General features: G+C 62.2%; 17 protein-coding genes. 3 read left to right on the top strand and 14 right to left on the bottom strand.

All coding sequences use genetic code 11. From position 1 onward, the window contains the following. Positions 1–313: 313 nt before the first annotated feature. The 5 genes from MLD24_RS14740 to pyrC all read right to left on the bottom strand — a co-directional run bounded on the left by MLD24_RS14740 (position 314) and on the right by pyrC (position 6,392). On the bottom strand, positions 314–943 hold the full coding sequence (locus tag MLD24_RS14740; RefSeq protein ID WP_248167501.1) for a glutathione S-transferase family protein: 630 nt from the start codon (positions 941–943) through the stop codon (positions 314–316). Between the two features lie 96 nt (positions 944–1,039). Next, complete coding sequence (locus MLD24_RS14735) at positions 1,040–1,738, bottom strand: helix-turn-helix transcriptional regulator (RefSeq protein WP_248167498.1); 699 nt, start codon at positions 1,736–1,738, stop codon at positions 1,040–1,042. A gap of 11 nt (positions 1,739–1,749) precedes the next feature. Continuing rightward, positions 1,750–4,521 carry a hypothetical protein gene (locus MLD24_RS14730; protein WP_248167497.1) on the bottom strand — a complete coding sequence of 924 codons (2,772 nt, stop codon included), beginning with the start codon at positions 4,519–4,521 and terminating at the stop codon, positions 1,750–1,752. Between the two features lie 114 nt (positions 4,522–4,635). Further along, positions 4,636–5,292, bottom strand: coding sequence for a ribonuclease T (rnt, locus tag MLD24_RS14725; protein WP_227171631.1), 657 nt, complete (start codon positions 5,290–5,292; stop codon positions 4,636–4,638). Positions 5,293–5,351: 59 nt separating this feature from the next. Next, positions 5,352–6,392: a dihydroorotase gene (pyrC, locus tag MLD24_RS14720; protein WP_248167494.1), complete on the bottom strand. Its 1,041-nt coding sequence runs from the start codon at positions 6,390–6,392 to the stop codon at positions 5,352–5,354. A 259-nt stretch (positions 6,393–6,651) separates the two neighbouring features. Here pyrC and MLD24_RS14715 point away from each other — a divergent pair, with 259 nt between their 5' ends. Next, complete coding sequence (locus MLD24_RS14715) at positions 6,652–7,560, top strand: flagellar protein MotY (RefSeq protein WP_248167492.1); 909 nt, start codon at positions 6,652–6,654, stop codon at positions 7,558–7,560. A gap of 47 nt (positions 7,561–7,607) precedes the next feature. Here MLD24_RS14715 and MLD24_RS14710 read toward each other — a convergent pair whose 3' ends face one another. Next, on the bottom strand, positions 7,608–8,534 hold the full coding sequence (locus tag MLD24_RS14710; protein WP_248167490.1) for a histone deacetylase family protein: 927 nt from the start codon (positions 8,532–8,534) through the stop codon (positions 7,608–7,610). 258 nt (positions 8,535–8,792) lie between these two features. On the opposite strand from MLD24_RS14710, the gene MLD24_RS14705 reads away from it, so the two are divergent. After that, the gene (locus MLD24_RS14705; RefSeq protein WP_227171627.1) at positions 8,793–11,537 is read left to right on the top strand and encodes a bifunctional acetate--CoA ligase family protein/GNAT family N-acetyltransferase; all 2,745 of its coding nucleotides are present in this window, start codon (positions 8,793–8,795) and stop codon (positions 11,535–11,537) included. 11 nt (positions 11,538–11,548) lie between these two features. Here the strand turns inward: MLD24_RS14705 and rdgC are convergent, their stop codons facing one another. The 8 genes from rdgC to MLD24_RS14665 all read right to left on the bottom strand — a co-directional run bounded on the left by rdgC (position 11,549) and on the right by MLD24_RS14665 (position 17,544). Beyond that, complete coding sequence (gene rdgC / locus MLD24_RS14700) at positions 11,549–12,478, bottom strand: recombination-associated protein RdgC (RefSeq protein ID WP_248167487.1); 930 nt, start codon at positions 12,476–12,478, stop codon at positions 11,549–11,551. Between the two features lie 130 nt (positions 12,479–12,608). Beyond that, positions 12,609–12,809, bottom strand: coding sequence for a DUF2788 domain-containing protein (locus MLD24_RS14695; protein WP_227171625.1), 201 nt, complete (start codon positions 12,807–12,809; stop codon positions 12,609–12,611). A 41-nt stretch (positions 12,810–12,850) separates the two neighbouring features. Beyond that, positions 12,851–13,621 carry a peroxide stress protein YaaA gene (gene yaaA / locus MLD24_RS14690; RefSeq protein ID WP_248167485.1) on the bottom strand — a complete coding sequence of 257 codons (771 nt, stop codon included), beginning with the start codon at positions 13,619–13,621 and terminating at the stop codon, positions 12,851–12,853. A 37-nt stretch (positions 13,622–13,658) separates the two neighbouring features. Further along, positions 13,659–13,895, bottom strand: coding sequence for a glutaredoxin family protein (locus tag MLD24_RS14685; protein ID WP_227171623.1), 237 nt, complete (start codon positions 13,893–13,895; stop codon positions 13,659–13,661). Between the two features lie 13 nt (positions 13,896–13,908). Beyond that, positions 13,909–14,661 (bottom strand): YciK family oxidoreductase, encoded by a 753-nt coding sequence (locus MLD24_RS14680; protein WP_227171622.1) that lies wholly within the window; start codon positions 14,659–14,661, stop codon positions 13,909–13,911. Positions 14,662–14,722: 61 nt separating this feature from the next. Further along, positions 14,723–15,388, bottom strand: a complete 666-nt coding sequence (locus MLD24_RS14675) for an HAD family hydrolase (protein WP_227171621.1) — start codon at positions 15,386–15,388, stop codon at positions 14,723–14,725. Next, positions 15,385–16,134 carry a bifunctional 2-polyprenyl-6-hydroxyphenol methylase/3-demethylubiquinol 3-O-methyltransferase UbiG gene (gene ubiG, locus MLD24_RS14670; protein ID WP_227171620.1) on the bottom strand — a complete coding sequence of 250 codons (750 nt, stop codon included), beginning with the start codon at positions 16,132–16,134 and terminating at the stop codon, positions 15,385–15,387. Before ubiG ends, MLD24_RS14675 begins: the two co-directional genes overlap by 4 nt. Before the next feature lie 51 nt (positions 16,135–16,185). Then, positions 16,186–17,544, bottom strand: a complete 1,359-nt coding sequence (locus MLD24_RS14665) for a TRZ/ATZ family hydrolase (protein ID WP_248167482.1) — start codon at positions 17,542–17,544, stop codon at positions 16,186–16,188. 167 nt (positions 17,545–17,711) lie between these two features. On the opposite strand from MLD24_RS14665, the gene mtnA reads away from it, so the two are divergent. After that, complete coding sequence (gene mtnA / locus MLD24_RS14660; RefSeq protein ID WP_227171618.1) at positions 17,712–18,818, top strand: S-methyl-5-thioribose-1-phosphate isomerase; 1,107 nt, start codon at positions 17,712–17,714, stop codon at positions 18,816–18,818. Positions 18,819–18,855 lie beyond the last annotated feature (37 nt).

Genomic DNA, 18,855 nt, shown 5'->3' with positions numbered 1-18,855 from the left:
CTACCGTCGTGAACGGGCGATGAGGCAAAGAAAGAAACGAGCCAGACAACTCCGGCGTTAGTGCTTCCGGTTCGGGGTTGGTGGTTTCTGTTTTGGTGCGGTGCTCGGGGATTATTTTGTTGGCGATGCTTACCCCTGGAGTCTCATCGGGCTGGTAATTGGGTTGCTTCTGGTCGCGTTGTTCAGACGGCTACCTTCGAGTGCCGGAAACTCGGACTGAAGCAGCCGGCCTGCTGCTCGGTATTCGCACGCCAGGCTTTGTTTGAACGAGCAGGACGGCTCGCTGCCGTGCCGTCCTGGCATCTTTCCTTTTCTAACCGGCCACGTCGGCTTCAGCCGCCATCAACTGCAGGATCTGTTCTTCCGCCCTCTGCTTGGCGGGGCGTGCCAGCAGGGGTTTGAGATAGGCTTCAAACACCGGCTTCTTGGGGATCAGATCGAACAGGATGCCAAAGTTCAGCAGTGACGCCACGTAGACATCGGCGGCGCTGAACTGGTCGCCTGCCACGTAGGTGCGATCGCTCAGCCAGTCCGCCATGACCTCAAACGTCTGCTCGAAGCTGCCGTAGCCAAAGCGTTTCTGCAGTTCCGGCGTGTTGGCGTCCCAGCCGGTGGCATGATCACTCATGGCAGGCTCTCCACAGGCGGCGGCAAAAAACAGCCAGCGGTAGTACTCGCCGCGGTTGGTAGGAGCAAGTCCAGCCTCCGGGAACGCGTCTGCCAGGTAGGCACAGATAGCCGCCGCTTCGGTGACCACCACATCGCCGTGCTGGATGGCGGGGACTTTGCCCATAGGATTAATGGCCAGATACTCCGGTGCTTTCATGGTGTTTTCATAGTGCAGCACGTGAGTGGTGTAGGGCTGGCCCAGCTCTTCGAGCATCCAGTGCACGATGTTGCCGCGGGATTGTGGGTTGGTGTAGAACTGCAGTTCCCTGGTCATGTCGGTCTCCTTGCGGTGTTTGGGCGTCGGGACTGACGCCTTCGGTGTGGAGAGACTGTACCCTGGTCTGCTGTCAGTTTTTGTCAGCAGGGTGTTTCAGGACGGTGCTGCAGGACGGTTCTGCAGGATCGTGTCCCGCCACTCTTTCTGCAGGTCCCGGCGCCGCCTTGGCATCCTTGCCGGTAACAGGGTGACGTGTTCAATGCGGTCGACCCGGAAGTGGCGATAGTCGCCACGCAGTTCGCACCAGGCGGCCAGGATCTGGGTGGCGTCCATGTAGCCAACGGTGATCGGCCAGACCACGCGCTCGCTCCGGGCGCCGTGCTGGTCGGCGTAGCCGAGCAACAGCTTGCGCTCCTCGCCCAGGGCCTGACGGATCACTGGCAGGTCTTCCCGCTCCGCGGCTTCCCAGCGGGGAATCACCGCCAGGGCGTCATCTTCGAAGCGATGGCGCAGCTCCGGTGGCAGCACTGCCCCGACCTTGGCCATAGCGTTGCGGGCGGCTTCGCCCATGGGGGCGTCGGTTCGCTGACTGGCCCATTTCAGACCCAGGGCCAGGGCCTCGATTTCTGTGGGTGACAACATCAGTGGTGGCAACAGAAACCCCGGTTTCAGGACATAGCCCATACCGGGTTCGCCGTCGATCTCCGCGCCCATCGACTGCAGTGTGGCGATGTCGCGGTAGAGTGTGCGCAGGGATACGCCGGTTTCCTGCGCCAATACCGCCCCGCTCACCGGTCGGCGATGGCGTCGCAGAATCTGCAGGATGTCGAGCAGGCGCTCCGTTCGTGACATGGCAAAGACCTTTACAATCCCAACTGCAGCAGGGCGCTGACACTGTCCCGGTCGGTCATCGGCGTATCGTCGCTGCGGGTGTACTCCACCCCCACCCGGATCGGGGCGATGTTGAATGCCACCAGTTCCAGCGTCAGGCCCACCCCAAACTGGTTGAAGCTGACGTCTCCGCCCCGGGTGGCGTCGCGGGTATCAACATGGCGGTAACGCAGCGACAGGGCCTCCCGCCGCAGGCTCAGGGGAAAATGGAAGGAATAGGCGTCCAGATTGAGGACCTTGGCCAGGTGAACCTCGCCGTAGTTGGCCTCCCGGGCATAGGTGGCGCCCACCAGGCCGGGGATAACCAGCAGGCTGGGGTCGTCACTGAGGGTGTCGGGGGCGTTGTCGAGAAAGACCCCGCGACGTTGGCCGTGGTGCACGCTGGCGTCGCTGCGGGCGTACTTGCCGCTGACACCGCCATAGAATTGTGCGGGGAAATCGGTGGCCAGGGCCAGGGTACCGCCGCTTACGCTGTCTCCGCGGTCGTTCACCGCGAAGCCCTGAATAAAGGCACGGCTGTTGGGGTAGAAACTGTGACCGAACTGTTCGGTGCGGCTGACCTGAAGCTGTCCGCCGGTTGGCTCCCGTTCCCGCTTGCGGTAGTCCAGATAATGGAAGCCGCTGGCTTCGCCGTACCAGTAGCCGTTTCGCAGGAACGGCCAGCGCAGTTCCGCCCGTACCCCAAAGCCGCGGGAATCGTCGGGCACTTCCAGGTCTTCCAGTTGTTCGTCCAGCACGCCGTAGCCGCGCACGCCCGCCAGCACCGGATACTGGCTGTTGGTGTAACTCACGCCGGCCAGGTGAGACAGGTCGCCGTCCCGCAATGCGAACACGCCAAGGCGATTCTGGGTCAGTGGGTCGGCAAACTGGGCGTTCAGGGTGTAGAGCCAGTGGTCGTCGTCCTCGCCATCCCGATGGCGGGTGGAGACCGTGGAGAGATAGATTTCGGTGCCCTGGTAGTGCAGGTTGCCGAGGGGATGGTAGCGATGCTCAACCCCCGGATTACTGCCATTGGCGACGGATGTCGCGGCCACGTTGTCAGTCTCCGGCACTGGCTGGCGGTCCCAAAACAGCTTTGGCGCATGTGGCTGTCCTGCCACGGGGCGCAGTGGTTGGCGGGTGTACTCGTAGCCGTCCAGGGTCACCGCCATGACCACAGCGTTGTTGTCATCCAGCAACCTAGCGTCGGCCACGTTGTCGCCGGCCAGGACCTGTTCAATGCCCCGGCCGTCAGTGCGGAACAGCCCGGAACCGTGCCTGGTGTTGGTGATGAAGTAGATCCGCCCGCGACTGTCGATGTCTGCCAGGCGGCCGTAGTAACTGTCCAGGCTGAGTAGTGGCTCGTGATTACGGTAAAGCGTTCGCTCACGGCCATCCTGCACAAAGTAGTAGAGCGCGTCATCGGCTCCGATCAGTACCGAGGAATTCACTTCTCGGTAGAAACGGTCACCAACGTAAAGCTGAGGCTCACTGAAAGAGCTGGGAACATCAAAGTACACCGCCCGGCCATCGGACAGATAGCCCTGAACGATACGGCCCTCGGTGCCAGCAAGGATCTGCGCACTGGCATCAAACAGTCCCTGGTGAATGCGGTTGGGGCAGGTGTGGCGACTGCCCTGGACATAACGCTCTCCCTGATGCTCGATCAGTTTGCCGAGGGCATAGGACTGACGCTGCTTGCGAACCGCGCCGCTGTTGCGGTTGATGGTCACCAGCTCCGGTGCCCTGACACCGTTGGGTTGAGCGAGAAAGAACACCTCGTTGTCGTTGCGGTTGAGGTAGCCGGCACTTTGCGAGTGGGCCAGGGGAGGACCGGACACCAGGTTCATGGTGGCGGCCTCGTTGGCCAGGGTTCGGCTCCAGTCATTGATCAGGGTGTTGAAACTGTGGCCAAAGGTGTCCCGGGTGGGCGCATTGACCAGCAGCGGCCAGTGCCAGTACTCGGAGCGGTTCAGAAAGTAGCGGTTGGTACGGTCGAGCCCGAATCGCTCGGCGAGATAGTACTGGTAATAACCACCAAAGACGTAGTGGGCCTCGCGATAGGGGAACGCCAGCGGTTCGTTGTACAGCCGCTCCGGGGTGAGTTGACCGGCCCTGGCCTGCAGCAGGGTCATTGCCTTCATTCGGCCGTTGTAGAGTCGGCCGCCATTGCCGTGCCAGGATTCGTTCAGCACAGCGTTGCCTTCCAGGATGAACGAGGACTCGAACAGGTTGGGGGTGATTGCCGGCACCACTGGCGTGTAGAGGGCTCCGACGCCCAGTAATTCGTAGAGCCCCCGGGATACCGGGTTATTACGGGCATTGGTCTGGTAGTTGTGGGCGGTCTCGTGGTGGATCAGGGTATCGAGCCAGGAGGTGGTGGCGAACCGGTCGACGCTGAGCGCACCACCGCCGTAATTGACCTGGCGGTTGACCGGAAACTGGGTTGAGAAACCGTTGGCAACCTGGTTGTAATCCGACGCCAGAGCGACGTAGAGCCGCTCCCCCAGGGAGAAACCGAAGCTGGCTTCATATCGCGGTTGCAGCGTGGCTTGCAGTTCCGCCACCCGGGCCGCGAAGGCCTGGTTCTGTTCGGTATAGATCAGCCGGGTGTTGCGTACATCGTGGGTGTAATAGGGCTGATCGCCGGCCACCACGGTAGGATTTGGCGTGACCAGTGGGGCGGCATGGCTGGTGGCGATGGACAGGCTGGCCAACAAGGCGACAAACGGTGAATACCGGCGTGCCGGGAACTGCACCCCCATGGAACTCCCTCCCTGGCTGAAAAGGCCTGTTATAGCACACAAGCAGCAGCGCGTGGCATTGACCGGGAAGGATGACCGCAACGCCCCGTCGGATGGGACGCCGCGGTGTTCAGTTTAGACGTCGGTCGGATCCAGGGTGGGCGGTGGGAAACCGCCGAGGTCACGCCAGCGGTTGACGATACCGCAGAACAGATCGGCCGTTTTCTCGGCGTCGTAAGCCGCTGCGTGGGCTTCCTTGTTGCTGAATGCAATGCCGGCAAGCTTGCAGGCCTGGGCCAGTACCGTGTGGCCGTAGGCAAGGCCGGCCAGGGTAGCAGTGTCAAAGGTGGAAAACGGATGGAACGGATTGCGCTTGATGTCGGCACGGGCGGCGGCGGCAAACAGGAAGTTGTGATCAAAGGTGGCGTTGTGACCAACCAGGATCGCACGTTTGCAGTCGTGCAGTTTCACCGCCTTGCGGATCGGGCTGAAGATCTCGCTCAGACCTTCCCGCTCCGGCACGGCTTCCCGGTTGGGATCCCAGGGATCAATGCCGGTAAAGTCCAGCGCCGACTGCTCCAGATTGGCGCCCTCGAAGGGGTCGAGGTGCTGGACGTGGGTTTCGCCCCGTCGCAGGGTGCCGTCATCATCCATGGTCAGCAGAACCGCAGCCACTTCCAGCAGGGCATCGGTGCGGGCGTTGAAGCCGGCGGTTTCCACATCCACCACCACGGGCAGGAATCCGCGAAATCGGGCGGACAGGGGGTGGGGGGCGTTGTTGTCGTCAGTCACTGGGACTCCTAGGTTTCAAATGTCGTTGACGAATATGGGGCGTCCTTCTCGCCCCGTCTTCAGGCCTCGGCCAGGCGCCAGTTCAGGGTCTCACCGGCTTTCAGTGGCACGATGTCACCACCGGCCAGTGGCAGACGCTCCGGCATGTTCCACGGCTCCCGCACCAGGGTGATGGTATCGGTGTTGCGGGGCAGGCCGTAGAAGTCGGCGCCGTTGAAGCTGGCAAAGGCTTCCAGCTGGTCAAGAATGCCCAACTCCTCGAACACATCGGCGTACAGTTCGATGGCGCCGTAGGCGGAGTAGCAACCGGCGCAGCCGCAGCTTGCTTCTTTGCGGTCACGGGCGTGGGGGGCGGAGTCCGTGCCCAGGAAAAAGCGCGGGTTGCCGCTGACCACCGCGTCCCGCAACGCCTGCTGATGGCGGTTGCGCTTGAGGATCGGCAGGCAGTACAGGTGCGGGCGGATGCCGCCCACCAGCATGTGATTACGGTTGTACATCAGGTGCTGGGGCGTCAGCGTGGCGGCAAGGTTGTCGCCGCTGTGCTGCTGTACGAACTCGGCGGAATCGGCGGTGGTGATGTGTTCCAGCACCACCTTCAGGGTCGGGAACCGCTCCAGGGTAGGGGCCAGCACCCGGTCGAGGAACACTTTTTCGCGATCGAAGATATCAATCTCGGCGTCGGTCACTTCGCCGTGCACCAGCAGCAGCATGCCACAGTCCGCCATCGCGGCGAGCACCGGGTCGATGTTGCGGATGTCGGTGACCCCGGAGGCGGAATTGGTGGTGGCGCCGGCCGGGTAGAGTTTGGCGGCCACAATGCCGGCGGCCCGGGCGGCGTGAATGTCCTCGGCGCTGGTGGTCTCGGTCAGGTACAGGGTTACCAGAGGATCGAAACCACTGTCGGTGGGGGTGGCGGCCAGGATACGATCCCGGTACGCCATCGCCTGTTCGACATTGACCACCGGCGGTACCAGATTGGGCATGATGATGGCCCGACCAAAACAGCGCGCCGTTGCCGGTACCACGTCGTTCAGGATGTCGCCATCGCGTACGTGCAGGTGCCAGTCGTCGGGGCGGGTCAGGGTGAGGGTGTTGGTCATGTCCGGTGTCCTGGTCGCAGGGCGCCTTTCCGCCAGGCCTGGCGGATGGAGCCGTGGGTATCGATGCCCATGTGTGTTGATTACTTCGTGGGCGGGAGTATACCAGAACAGACCGGAGGCGCCTTGCTCAACCTGGGATTCCACTGCCACGTGCTTCTTGAGACATTATTCAAAATCCTGGTGATGGATGGCTAAAGAACGCGGGTCAGCAGCCGATACGAGTACAAAGACAACGGACAGGCATCCAGCGGATACGACCATGCTCAGGATTTCCACCATCACAGCAGCCATTGCCCTGACCGCCCTTGGGGTGTCGGGGAATGTATCGGCGGGCAGCTTTGGCGCCGGCATCGAGAACAGCCAATGGTATCTGTCGGAGTCGGTCTTTGACTGCACCCTGAGTCACGATGTGCCGGGCTATGGCAAGGCCATCTTCCAGCATCGTGCCGGCGAATCCCTGCGTTTCTACCTGGAACCGCAGCTGCCTATGATGAAGCCGGGACTGGCCTCGGTGTCGGTGGAAGCGCCGTCCTGGCGGCCGGGCGCGCGGCCAATGCCAGTCGCCCGGGTGAAGGTGGAGGAGAGTGAGCGGCCGCTGTCGCTGGGGCCTCGCCACACCATGCAGCTGGTTCAGGGACTGTTGCGGGGTATGGCACCCACGGTCACCCGTGAGGCTTGGTATGGTCCGGACCCGGTTCGGGTACGGGTGTCCAACATCAATTTTGCCAACCAGTACGATGGCTATCGCCGCTGTGCGGGCGGGCTGCTGCCGGCCAACTATGACCAGATCAAGCGCTCGCGGATTCCGTTTGCGGTGGACAGTGCCCGACTGTCCCAGGCTGATCGCACCCTGCTTGATAACATTGCCACCTATATCCAGGCCGATCCCACGGTCGAGCGGATTTTTGTAGATGGTCACACCGACCGCACCGGTCGCCGAATCCACAACCGGGCGTTGTCGGAAGAACGCGCCGAGGTGGTGGTGGAATACCTCAAGGCCCGCGGTGTGCCCGAGGACATGATTACCTCCCGTGCCCACGGCGACCGCTTCCCGGCGGGGTCACGACTGTCTGAAAACCGCCGCACCACCATCCGCTTGCAGCGTCAGGGGGACCGGCCTGAGTTGCAGCAGGCCAACGGTTACGGCGGTAGCCCCAGCAACGGCTGATCGCCGGTTCTCGAATTGATGTCGGTGTACTGGAAGGGGCTGTTGCGCTAACGAATGCTGGCCAGACCTTCCAGGTGGGCGGCTACGCTTTCAGCCAGACCTTTGAGGTGGTAGCCACCTTCCAGCGTCGACACCAGGCGATCATTGGCGTGATCCGCTGCGACGCTGGTGAGCATGTCGGTGAGCCAGCGGTAGTCTTCCGCTTCCAGGTTCAGTTCGGCCATCGGGTCCAGCCGGTGGCCATCAAACCCCGCCGATACCAGCACCAGCTGGGGGCGAAAGTCCTGTAACCGATGCAGCCAGTCGGCTTCCACCCGCTTACGGTATTCCGCCGCTGAAGTGTTCGCCTCAATCGGGGTGTTGATAATGTTGTCGGCCTGACGGTAAACGTGGGAGTGAGGGTAGAAGGGGTGCTGGAAACTGGAGCACATCAGGATGCGCTCATCGCCCTGGACAATGTCGACCGTGCCATTGCCCTGATGGACATCAAAGTCGACGATGGCAACCCGTTCCAGGCCATGGAAGTTGAGGGCCCGCATCGCCGCCAGGGCGATGTTGTTGTAGAAACAGAACCCCATCGATTTGGACCGTTCCGCGTGATGACCGGGGGGCCGGGCGCAGACAAAGGCGTTGGTGACCTGTCCGCTCATCACCATGTCCACCGCCTGTACATTGGCGCCGGCGGCCAGCCGGGCAGCGCGCAGGGTATCGGGCATCATTGCGGTGTCCGGATCGGTGAAGATGCGGCCGTGTGTCGGTTGCATCATGTCGAGCTGTTGGACGTAGCGATCAGGATGTACGGATAGCAACTGGTCGCGGGTGATTTCTTCGGGTTTGATCCAATCCAGGGTACCCATCAGCTCGGTGTCGCCGAGATAACTGATGATCGCCGAAAGCCGCTCAGGACACTCTGGGTGCTCCGCTCCCATGTTGTGTTTGGCGCAATCGTCGTGTGAGAAGAAGGCTGTGGTCATGTTTGTCCCGGCTTGCCGGCGGTTTTGTTTATCCCATGTTATCAAGGATATCGATAGCCTGCTCTGTTTCTTTGGTCGTAATCGGTCGTCGCATTGTCATGACCTGGCCAGCGCAATCGGACCGTTCTGGCATCGCCTGTCGGCGGCTTTTCCGCCATTCATCTGCAATCACGCATAAATCCGTTTTACATCAAATCCCGAGCGCCTAAGATAGTGTAAAACAACGCCTTGAAGTCATCGCCGCAAGGAGTCCCGAGCTTGGGTACCCGTTATCTGGAAAACCTGTTCAATCCGTCATCCATCGCTGTTGTCGGGGCCTCAGAGCGGGCCGACAGCCTGGGCGGCATGGTCTTGCGTAACCTGATGGGGGGCGGGTATCCCGGCCGCCTGCTAGTGATCAACCAGAGCGATTACGACGATGTTCACGGTGTGCCCTGCGTCAAGAAAGTATCACGCATGGGCTTCACGCCGGATCTGGCCATCGTCTGTACGCCGCCGGACACGGTACCGAAGATGATCCGCCGGTTGGGGGAAGAGGGCGTGCGCACCGCCATCGTGATGACCGGGGGGATGTCCCGGGCCCACAGCAAGACCGGTCAGCCGCTGATGTACTCGGTGCGCGACGCTGCCCGGGATACCGGCATCCGGGTGCTTGGCCCCAACACCATCGGGCTGATGGTGCCGGCCAGGAGCCTTAACGCCACATACGCGCACATGGGCGCGATTCCCGGCAAGGTCGCGTTCGTGGGGCAGTCAGGTACCATCGCCAGTTCGGTGATCGACTGGGCGTTTGCCCGCGGTGTCGGCTTCTCCTACTTTCTGACCCTTGGCGATGGCATGGACATCGATCACGATGACCTGATCGATTACCTGGCTCAGGACAGCAAGACCCGGGCGATCCTTCTGCATATCGAGAACATCCCCAATGCCCGCCGTTTCATGTCGGCGGTTCGGGTGGCATCACGTACCAAACCGGTGATCGCGGTCAAGAGTGGGCGGGTGCCGGAATCAGAGTGGTTCCCTTATGACCTGCCGGTGGGGCTGACCCGTACTGACCCGATCTTCGACGCGGTGCTGCAGCGGGCCGGTGTATTGCGGGTTGATGGCCTGGGCCAGATGTTCGACGCGCTGGAAACCCTGACCCGGATGCGGCCGCTGCGCCAGGAGTCCCTGGCGATCATGTCCAACGGCGTTGGCCCTGGCGTACTGGCGGTGGACCGGCTGGCCCGTTCCGGCGGCCAGCTGGCCAAGCTGTCGGATCGCACCATTGATGAACTGGCAGACCTGTTGCCCCAGTACTGGACCCGCCGCAACCCCATCGATCTCAACTACGATGCATCGCCGGAACTCTACGCCAAGGCCGTCAAGATTCTGGCCCGGGACCCGGAAGTGGCCAATGTACTGGTGATGTATTCCCCCAGCCTGACCGAAGACAACCTGCAGATTGCCGATGCGGTGGTGCAGGCGGTGAAGGGCACCCGGCTCAATGTGTTCACCTGTTGGCTGGGGCAGAGCACGGTGATGGAAGCCCGGGATGAGTTCTATCGCGCTGGCATCCCATCGTTCTTTTCTCCGGAGAAGGCCGTCAAGGCCTTCATGCAGCACGTCAATCACCAGCGGGTGCAGCGATTGTTGTCGGAGACTCCGGAGTCGTTTACCGATCACTTCGCTGATCACAGCCACACCCGCAAGCTGGTATTGCGCACGCTGCGATCAAAACGTCGCCACCTGTCCAACCGGGAGGCGCGGGAGGTGATCCGTGACTATGGTCTCAACACCATCGAGACCTACTACTGCGATGACGTTGAGGAGGTGCTGGAAGCCTTTGCTGTCGAGCGGCGTCCAGTGGATGTCACCCTGATTCACGAGTTGTCCTGTCACCCTTTCATGGAGCAGCGCACCGGCCGTGGGCGCTATAAATCCACCATCCAGGGCCTGAACAGTGAGGGAGCGATTCTGGATTCCTGCAAGATCCTGATGGAGGAGTACCGGCGTTTCTACGCTGACAGCGGCTTCCTCGGGTTTGCGGTCCAGCACTCCTACCAGCATGTGGGGGGCATTGAGTTCAGCGTCGGCATCACCCGGGATGCCAATTTTGGCCCGTTGGTGGTGTGTGGTGCCGCCGGTGCCCAGATCAACGTGATGACCGACCGGCAGATTGCGTTGCCGCCACTGAACATGGTGCTGGCGCGGCAGTTGTTGCAGCGCACCTATATGTACAAGCTGCTGCAGGAGTACAGCCTGCGACCGGAAGAGGACATCCGGGCGGTGGCGGAAACCCTGGTGACGCTGTCCCAGATCGTCATCGACAACCCGGAAATCAAGGGACTGGAGATTTCACCACTGCTGTTCAACGAGCAGGGCACGGTCGCGGTGGATGTGGCCATCGATGTCTCCGATACCCCGGGACGCCCGATCATTCAGCCCTATCCCCGTGAGCTTGAGGAGTGGATTGTTCTGCCCAAGTCTGGTCGCCGGGTGATTATCCGACCGGTACTGGCGGAAGATGAACCGGCCCACCGGGCCTTCCACGAGATCCAGTCACCGGAGTCGATCCGCTATCGTTTCTTCCAGTTCCGCAAGCACTTCTCCCGCGAGGATGTGGCGCAGATGGTACAGATCGACTACGACCGGGAGATGGTGTTCATCGCCAACGCGCCGAAAGAGGACGGCGAGGGCGAGGAAACTCTCGGTACTGTTCGGGTCTGGACTGATGCCGACAACCTGCGCTGCGAGTTCGCGGTGATGGTGCACGACAAGATGAAAGGCGAGGGCCTGGGAGTGGCGTTGATGCAGAAGATGATCGACTACTGCCGTTCCCGGGGCACCATGGAAATGGTGGGCAACGTGTTGCCGGACAACCGGCCAATGCTGGCGCTGGCGGAACATCTGGGCTTTGAGGTGAGCTACAACCGGGAGGAGGAAGTGATGGACCTGCGGCTGGTGCTCAACGAGCCGGAGAAAGACTGGCAGCGGGAGCGCCTGAGCAGCGACTCCCACTGACATCGGACCGTTTACTCCGATTCGATGATCGCGGAGCGGTCCTCGCCACCAAGGGCCTCGAGAAGGCCCGGCACCAGCCGTGAAACCTCCAGGGTCATCAGCGAGAAGGCGGCGTCAAAGCGGGCCACGGCGTCGTCGGCTTCCACGTCGTCGAGCTTTTCCTGCAGGGTATCGCCAAACTTGAGCCGGCGGATGCCCAGTTCTTCGTCGAGGATAAAGGACAGGCTGTCCTCCCAGGTCAGGGCCAGTTTGGTGACCTGCATACCGGCGTCGAGATGGCTGCGAATCTCATCCCCCTGCAGGTCCAGGCCCTTGCAGCGCACCACGCCACCGTCTTCGGACGGGTCCTTGAGTTCGCATTCGTCGCCCAGTGTCAGGGTGGCAGGCAGATCGATACTTTCAGTGAGCCAGCCGGTGAGGGTAAAGGCCGGTGCCTGTTCTACCGCCGGCGGCCGCACCGGCAGTGAGCCCAGGCTCTTGCGCAGGAACGAGGCCAGATCCTCCGCCTGTTTGGCGGAACTGGCATCCACTACCAGCAGACCGTCCTGGGGCGCCAGGTAGGCGTAGCAACGACGGTTCTTGGAGAATGCCCGGGGCAGCATTTCCAGGGTGACCTGTTCCTTGATTTCGTCTTTTTCCTTGCGGCGGACCTTGCGGTGCTGTTCCGCTTCGATCACTTCCACCCGCTCTTCCATCAGCTCTTTGATCACCGGCCCTGGCAGCAGCTTCTCTTCTTTGCGCAGGGTAATCAGGTGATAGCCGCCGGCGCTGTGGACCAGCTGATCGCCGTGCTTGCCCAGGGGTGCAACCCAGCCCTGGCGGGAAATCTCCTGGGGGCCGCAGGGTTGAAAGGCGTCGGCCTGCAACTGCTCTTCCAGCGACTCGGCGCTGATTTCAAAAGGTTTGCTGAAACGGTATACGCGGGCATTACGAAACCACATGGTATCGGGTCCTCATCGGTCTGGCGGCCGAGCCGCAACCGGGGTTGGCCGGTAGCTGGGTTGGCAAATTTACTGGGGGGAGGATGATACGGCCACCACCGGTGACCGTAAAGGGAAAGGAAAAAGCCGGCTATAGATTCATGACTTCGACCAGCACGGTCTTGATCAGAAAGCCCATGACGCCGGTGCCGAGCACAATGAACAGGGCGATGGTGCCGAAACGGCCGGCCTGGGATTTCTTGGCCAGATCCCAGACGATGAAGCCCATCCAGCCGATCAGGCCGGTCAGCATCACCACCATGGCGATCTGGGAGAATACTGCTTCACTCATGTAGTCACCTTTTGCACGCTAAGCTCTGAAACATCAAAGGGTCAGTCTTCCTTGCGCAGGAATACCCAGTTGTTCTGATCCGACTGTTCTGCACTGAAGCGGTAACCCTCGAGGTCGAAGCCTTTGAGGTCCTCCGCCTGGCGGATGCGATTCTGGATGGCGTAGCGGCACATCAGACCGCGGGCCTTCTTGGCGTAGAAACTGATCATCTTGTACTGGCCGTTCTTCCAGTCCTTGAACTGGGGCGTGACCAGGCGGCCGTCGAGGGCTTTCTTGCGAATGCTCTTGAAGTACTCGTTGGAGGCCAGGTTGACCAGCACGCCGTCATCGGCTGCCAGCAGGCGGTTCACTTCCTCGGTCAGCTGGTCTCCCCAGAAGGCATAGAGATCCTTGCCACGCCGGTTCTCGAACCGGGTGCCCATTTCCAGGCGATAGGGCTGCATCAGGTCCAGCGGTCGCAGCAGGCCGTAGAGGCCGGACAGCATTCGCAGGTGATCCTGGGCAAATTCGAAATCGTCGTCGCTGAACGTTTCCGCCTGCAGCCCGGTGTAAACGTCGCCCTTGAAGGCGAGGACCGCCTGGCGGGCGTTATCGGGAGTGAATGGCAGTTGCCAGTTGCGGAAACGCTCGGCATTGAGCTGGCCGAGTTTGTCGCTGATGTGCATCAGGTTACTGACCTGATGGGGCTCCAGTTCCTTGAGCTGATCGATCAGTTCGCAGGCATCGTCGAGAAAGTCCGGCTGGGTATGGCGATCGGTGGCCAGCGGGCTATCGTAGTCCAGGGTCTTGGCCGGGGAAATAACCATCAACATGGGAAACAGAGTCCTCAATCGTTCGGTAGCGTGGGCGTCAGGATTGCAGGAAGGTGATCAACTGGGCCTGGTTGAAGGGCCAGCCCAGCTCGGCGCCGGTGTCACTGCGCTGGAGCACCGGAATGCGGGTGCCATAGCGCGTCACCAGCTCGGCGGATTCGGCGATGTCCACCACCTCCACCGGGATCGGACCCGGCAGCGGGGTGGCCACCAGCAGCGCTTCGGCCTGCTCGCACAGGTGGCACTGGGCAGTTGTGTAGAACGTGATTTCCATGGGCGATCCGGTGTTACGGCTTGGGCTGGGCGTCCAGCTGCTGGCCGTTGACGCCCTTGCTGTCCGCACCCATCAGGTAAAGATAGATCGGCATCAGCTCTTCCGGTGCCGGGTTCTTTTGGGGGCTTTCCGCCGGGTAGGCGTGGGCTCGCATGTTGGTGCGGGTGGCGCCGGGGTTCAGGCTGTTGACGCGGACGTTGTGGCGTTCATCGTCAAGCTCATCGGACAGCAGCTGGCTGAGCCCTTCCAGTGCAAACTTGGACACTGCGTAGGCCCCCCAGTAGGCCTTGGCCTGACGACCCACACCGGAGGAGGTGAAAATCACCGAGGCGCCGTCGGACTGGCGCAGCAGTGGAATCAACGCCCGGGTCAGCAGGAAGGGGGCGGTGGCGTTCACCTGCATTACCCGGTTCCAGGTTTCCGGATCGTACAGTTCCACCGGGCTGCGGGTGCCGAGGATGGCGGCGTTGTGGAGGATGCCGTCAAGGCGCCCGAAGGTTTCCTCGATGGTCATCGCCATCTCTTCGTATTCCTTGACCGCCGCTCCCTCCAGATTCATCGGAACGATGGCGGGTTGCGGGTAACCGGCAGCCTCGATCTCGTCGTAGAGCTCCTCAAGTTTCGAGGTAGTGCGGCCCAGCAGGATGACGGTGGCGCCGTGGGCGGCGTAGGCCAGGGCGGCGGCCCGGCCAATGCCACTGCCGGCGCCGGTTACCAGGATGACTCGATCCTTCAGCAGGTCAGCCGGCGCTTGGTAGTCGTGCATAGAGGGTCTCCGTGGTCGGAATTCGGTGAAGCGGGCCGTCCGGTCAACGTCCCACCGTCAATCAGCGGTATTGTATCAGCTTTGCAAGCTCGTCGACCGTGGCGGCCACCTCGTCGGCTTGCCAGAGATCAACCTCCTCAGGCTGCTCGATATAGCCATAACGCACGGCAATGGTGGTCATACCGGCGTTGCGGCCCGCCTCGATGTCGCGACGGTGGTCGCCTACGTAAATGCCGTGATCCGGCACCACGTTCAGTTGGCGGCAGGCCAACAGTATCGACTCCGGATGGGGCTTGCGCTGGCTGACGTGGTCGGGGCAGACCACCGCGGCACAGCGGTCATCCAGCGCCAGGGCTGCCAGCAGGGGGGTGGTGAAGCGGGCGGGCTTGTTGGTGACGATGCCCCAGGGAATGCCTTCCCCCTCCAGCCAGACCAGCAGTTCCTCCATGCCGGGGAACAGGGTCGTTTCCTCGGCGACACCGTCCTCGTAGAGGTCCAGGAACGCGCTGTGGTGTTCCAGATAGTCCTGATCATCGGGGCCAAGCCCAAAGCCCACGTCGATCATTGCCCGAGCACCGTTGGAGACCGAGCGGCGGATCTGCTCCGCCGGCAGCGCGGGGAGCCCCCGCTGCTGACGCAGCAGATTGAGGCAGCGAATAAAATCCGGCGCGGTGTCGATCAGGGTGCCGTCCAGGTCGAACAGCACCGTGGACGGCCGGCGGCTCACGCCGAGGCCTCCGGGTTGTTGCTGTCAGCAGCGGGATCGCGCGGGTCGACGGCGTGCATCAGATAGTTGACGTCGACATCCCGACCCAAACGGTAGCTTTTGGTGATCGGGTTGTAGGTCATGCCGGTGAGATCACGAATTTCCAGACCGGCGTGGCGGAGGTGGTCGGACATCTCGGACGGCCGGATGAACTTACGCCATTCGTGGGTGCCCTTGGGCAGCATGTTGAGGACGTACTCGGCGCCCACAATCGCAAACAGGAACGACTTCGGGTTGCGATTGATGGTGGAGACGAACAGGTGGCCGCGGGGCTTGAGCATGGCGGCGCAGGCCCGAATCACCGAGTCCGGCTGGGGCACGTGCTCCAGCATTTCCAGACAGGTGACCACATCGTACTGGCCGGCATGGGCAGGATCGGCGGCCAGTTCCTCCACCGTGATGCGCTGGTAGTCAACCTTGACGCCGCTCTCCAGGCCATGGAGTTTGGCCACCGACAGGGGCGCCTCGCCCATATCGATGCCGGTCACGTGGGCGCCGTGCCGAGCCATGCCTTCGGAAAGCAGGCCACCACCACAACCAACATCCAACACTTTCTTGCCGGCCAGTTGCGCTTTCTGGTCAATGTAATTGAGGCGCAGCGGGTTGATGTCGTGCAACGGCTTGAACTCGCTGCCGGGGTCCCACCAGCGGCTGGCCAGGGCTTCAAACTTGGCGACTTCGTTGCGGTCTACGTTCTGATTGGTCATGGTCGATTCCAGTCGGGCGATCGGGCCGGGGCCGCGATTCGGATAGCGGTGTCAGCCGGTCTGGCCGGAGCGGATGGTGTCGGCCCAGGCCTGAACCTTGAACATCAGGTCCGGAACATCGATCCGGGTTAACCGGCCATCCTGAACCTGAGGTACGCCATTGATCCAGCTATGGCTCACCTGGCGGCTGTGGTTACTGTATACGAGATGTGAAGCCGGGTCATACACTGGCTGCAGGAACGGATCGCCCAGGTCGACGGCGATCAGATCCGCACGTTTGCCGGCAACCAGTGAGCCCAGTTCGTGGTCCCGCCCCAGCGCCTTGGCGCCATTCAGGGTGGCCATGGCCAGGGCCTGGTGGGCGGACAGTGCGGCGGCGTCATCCGCCACCACCTTGGCGAGCATGGCGGCGGTGCGGATTTCGCCGAACAGATCCAGATCGTTATTGCTGGCGGCACCGTCGGTACCGATGGTGACGTTGACACCAGCCTGACGCAGGCGTTCGGTCGGGCACAGCCCGCTGGCCAGTTTGAGGTTGGATTCCGGGCAATGAACCACGTGGGCACCAGACTCCCGGAGCAGGCGAACGTCCGTATCGTCGATCTGGGTCATGTGTACGCACTGGAGTCCCGGGCCCAGCAGCCCCAGTTCCGCCAAGCGCTCGGTCGGTCGTCGACCGGTCTTGGCCAGTGCGTCGGAAACCTCAAAGGCGGTTTCGTGAAGATGGATCTGAATGGCCACCTGCTTGTCCTGAGCCAGCGCCAGGCACTGTCTCAGGGGCTCATCCGAAACGGTGTAGGGGGCGTGGGGACCGATGGCCGGGGCGACGTAGTCGTCGCCCTGCCAGCGCTCAATCAGTGCGGTGCCTTTTGCCAGGTAGTCATCAGGACCGCTGCCCCACATGGTGGGAAAGTCCAGCAGCGGGAAGCATACCTGGGCGCGGATGCCGGTATCGTGGGCCAGTTCCGCCACCACCTCGGGAAAGAAGTACATGTCTGAGAAGGTGGTGGTGCCGGTACGCAGCATTTCGGCGATAGCCAGCCGGGTGCCGTCGAAGATAAAGGACTCGTCCACATAGCGGCCCTCGGCGGGCCAGATGTGGTCGTTGAGCCAGGTCATCAGCGGCAGGTCATCCGCCAGCCCCCGAAACAGCGACATGGCGGCGTGGCCGTGAAGGTTGATCAGCCCCGGCATCACCACGTGACTGTCCAGGCGGATGGTTTCCTTGGCGCGGTACCCGGTGTCGGCTTCCTGCTGGGGAATCACCGCGGCAATGCGATCACCCTGAATCAGCACGGCGTGATGTTCCAGCACCACACCGGCTGGCTCGATGGGGATTACCCAGCGGGCGTCGATGCGCAGATCGGCGGCATGGATGGTTTTGGGGGAGACTCCGGAGTCTGACGTCATTGCATACCCTTTTGTTGTCGCGTACCGGTTGTTGTCGCGTACCGGCCGAGTTCACCGTGGCCTGTCCGTCATCAGGCTGGAAAGTATAACGGTCGCGGGGAATGGCCTCCAGCCTACAGACTTCCTAACGTATACTGACGGCTTTCCCCCAGAGCTGGAGTTTGCCCATGTCCGAATTCAATCCCGCCTTGGCCCTCGCTTCCCAGGGCGGTGCGCAGAGCGATGCCCAGAACCGTACTCTGGGTACCGTGGCCATCCGCTGGTTTGGCGATCGCCTGGAACTGCTGGATCAGCGTCTGTTGCCGGGGCAGGAGCAGTGGCTGAGCCTGGCTTCTGCCGTCGAGGTGGCCAGCTGTATCCGTGACATGGTGGTGCGTGGTGCACCGGCCATCGGCATCAGCGCGGCCTATGGCATGGCGTTGGCCGCGCAACAGGCGCGGGCGGATCAGTGGCGCCACGACCTGGCCGAGGCATCGCGGGTACTGGCGGCGTCACGCCCGACCGCCGTTAATCTGTTCTGGGCCTTGAAGCGGATTGCCACCGTACTGGATGACTGTGAGGATCTGGCCGCCGCCCGGGCACGGTTGACCGAGACCGCCGAGGCCATCCATCGGGAAGATCTGGCCGCGAACCTGGCGATGGCGGATCACGCTCTTTCGGTGATGGCGGAGGAGGCTCCGTTCTCAGTACTCACACACTGCAACACCGGTGCCCTGGCGACCGGAGGCTACGGTACCGCGCTGGGGGTGATTCGTCGCCTTCATGAGTGTGGCCGGCTGCAACGGGTGTACGCCGATGAAACCCGTCCCTGGCTTCAGGGCAGTCGGCTGACCGCCTGGGAGCTGACCCGCGATGGCATTCCGGTCACGCTCAATGCCGATGGGGCTGCCGCCTGGGTCCTGGCCCGGGGGGACGTCCGCTGGGTGGTGGTGGGCGCTGACCGCATTACCGCCAATGGCGACGTCGCCAACAAGATTGGCACCTACAGCCTGGCGGTGCTGGCGCGCCATCACGGCGTGAAGTTTATGGTGGTGGCACCGTCGAGCACCGTGGACATGTCGTTGCAGTCTGGAGAATCGATACCCATCGAAGAGCGCGGGGGCGATGAGGTCCGTCAGGTTCAGGGGCAGCCGCTGGCGCCAGCGCAGGTGGATGTGTTCAATCCGGTGTTTGACGTCACACCCGCGGGGCTGATTGATGCCATCGTTACCGAGAAGGGGGTGATCGAGCAGCCTGGCCCGACCGCCATGGCGGCGGTGTTCGGGGCACACTGACCGGCGTTTGCTGAAAACGCCTCTTGGGAACTGCTTC

Origin of the sequence: Marinobacter xestospongiae (assembly GCF_023156385.1) — a bacterium.
In the GTDB taxonomy this organism is placed as follows: Bacteria; Pseudomonadota; Gammaproteobacteria; order Pseudomonadales; family Oleiphilaceae; genus Marinobacter; species Marinobacter xestospongiae.
The sequence above is the reverse complement of the archived record's forward strand: the minus strand, read 5'-3'. Positions and strand labels throughout refer to the sequence as shown.

Excerpts from the sequence above, each read along its gene's own strand:
- MLD24_RS14740 (WP_248167501.1), bottom strand. The coding sequence starts at position 943 with ATGACCAGGGAACTGCAGTTCTACACCAACCCACAATCCCGCGGCAAC.
- MLD24_RS14735 (WP_248167498.1), bottom strand. The coding sequence starts at position 1,738 with ATGTCACGAACGGAGCGCCTGCTCGACATCCTGCAGATTCTGCGACGC.
- MLD24_RS14730 (WP_248167497.1), bottom strand. The coding sequence starts at position 4,521 with ATGGGGGTGCAGTTCCCGGCACGCCGGTATTCACCGTTTGTCGCCTTG.
- pyrC (WP_248167494.1), bottom strand. The coding sequence starts at position 6,392 with ATGACCAACACCCTCACCCTGACCCGCCCCGACGACTGGCACCTGCAC.
- MLD24_RS14715 (WP_248167492.1), top strand. The coding sequence starts at position 6,652 with ATGCTCAGGATTTCCACCATCACAGCAGCCATTGCCCTGACCGCCCTT.
- MLD24_RS14710 (WP_248167490.1), bottom strand. The coding sequence starts at position 8,534 with ATGACCACAGCCTTCTTCTCACACGACGATTGCGCCAAACACAACATG.
- rdgC (WP_248167487.1), bottom strand. The coding sequence starts at position 12,478 with ATGTGGTTTCGTAATGCCCGCGTATACCGTTTCAGCAAACCTTTTGAA.
- MLD24_RS14695 (WP_227171625.1), bottom strand. The coding sequence starts at position 12,809 with ATGAGTGAAGCAGTATTCTCCCAGATCGCCATGGTGGTGATGCTGACC.
- yaaA (WP_248167485.1), bottom strand. The coding sequence starts at position 13,621 with ATGTTGATGGTTATTTCCCCGGCCAAGACCCTGGACTACGATAGCCCG.
- MLD24_RS14685 (WP_227171623.1), bottom strand. The coding sequence starts at position 13,895 with ATGGAAATCACGTTCTACACAACTGCCCAGTGCCACCTGTGCGAGCAG.
- MLD24_RS14680 (WP_227171622.1), bottom strand. The coding sequence starts at position 14,661 with ATGCACGACTACCAAGCGCCGGCTGACCTGCTGAAGGATCGAGTCATC.
- ubiG (WP_227171620.1), bottom strand. The coding sequence starts at position 16,134 with ATGACCAATCAGAACGTAGACCGCAACGAAGTCGCCAAGTTTGAAGCC.
- MLD24_RS14665 (WP_248167482.1), bottom strand. The coding sequence starts at position 17,544 with ATGACGTCAGACTCCGGAGTCTCCCCCAAAACCATCCATGCCGCCGAT.
- mtnA (WP_227171618.1), top strand. The coding sequence starts at position 17,712 with ATGTCCGAATTCAATCCCGCCTTGGCCCTCGCTTCCCAGGGCGGTGCG.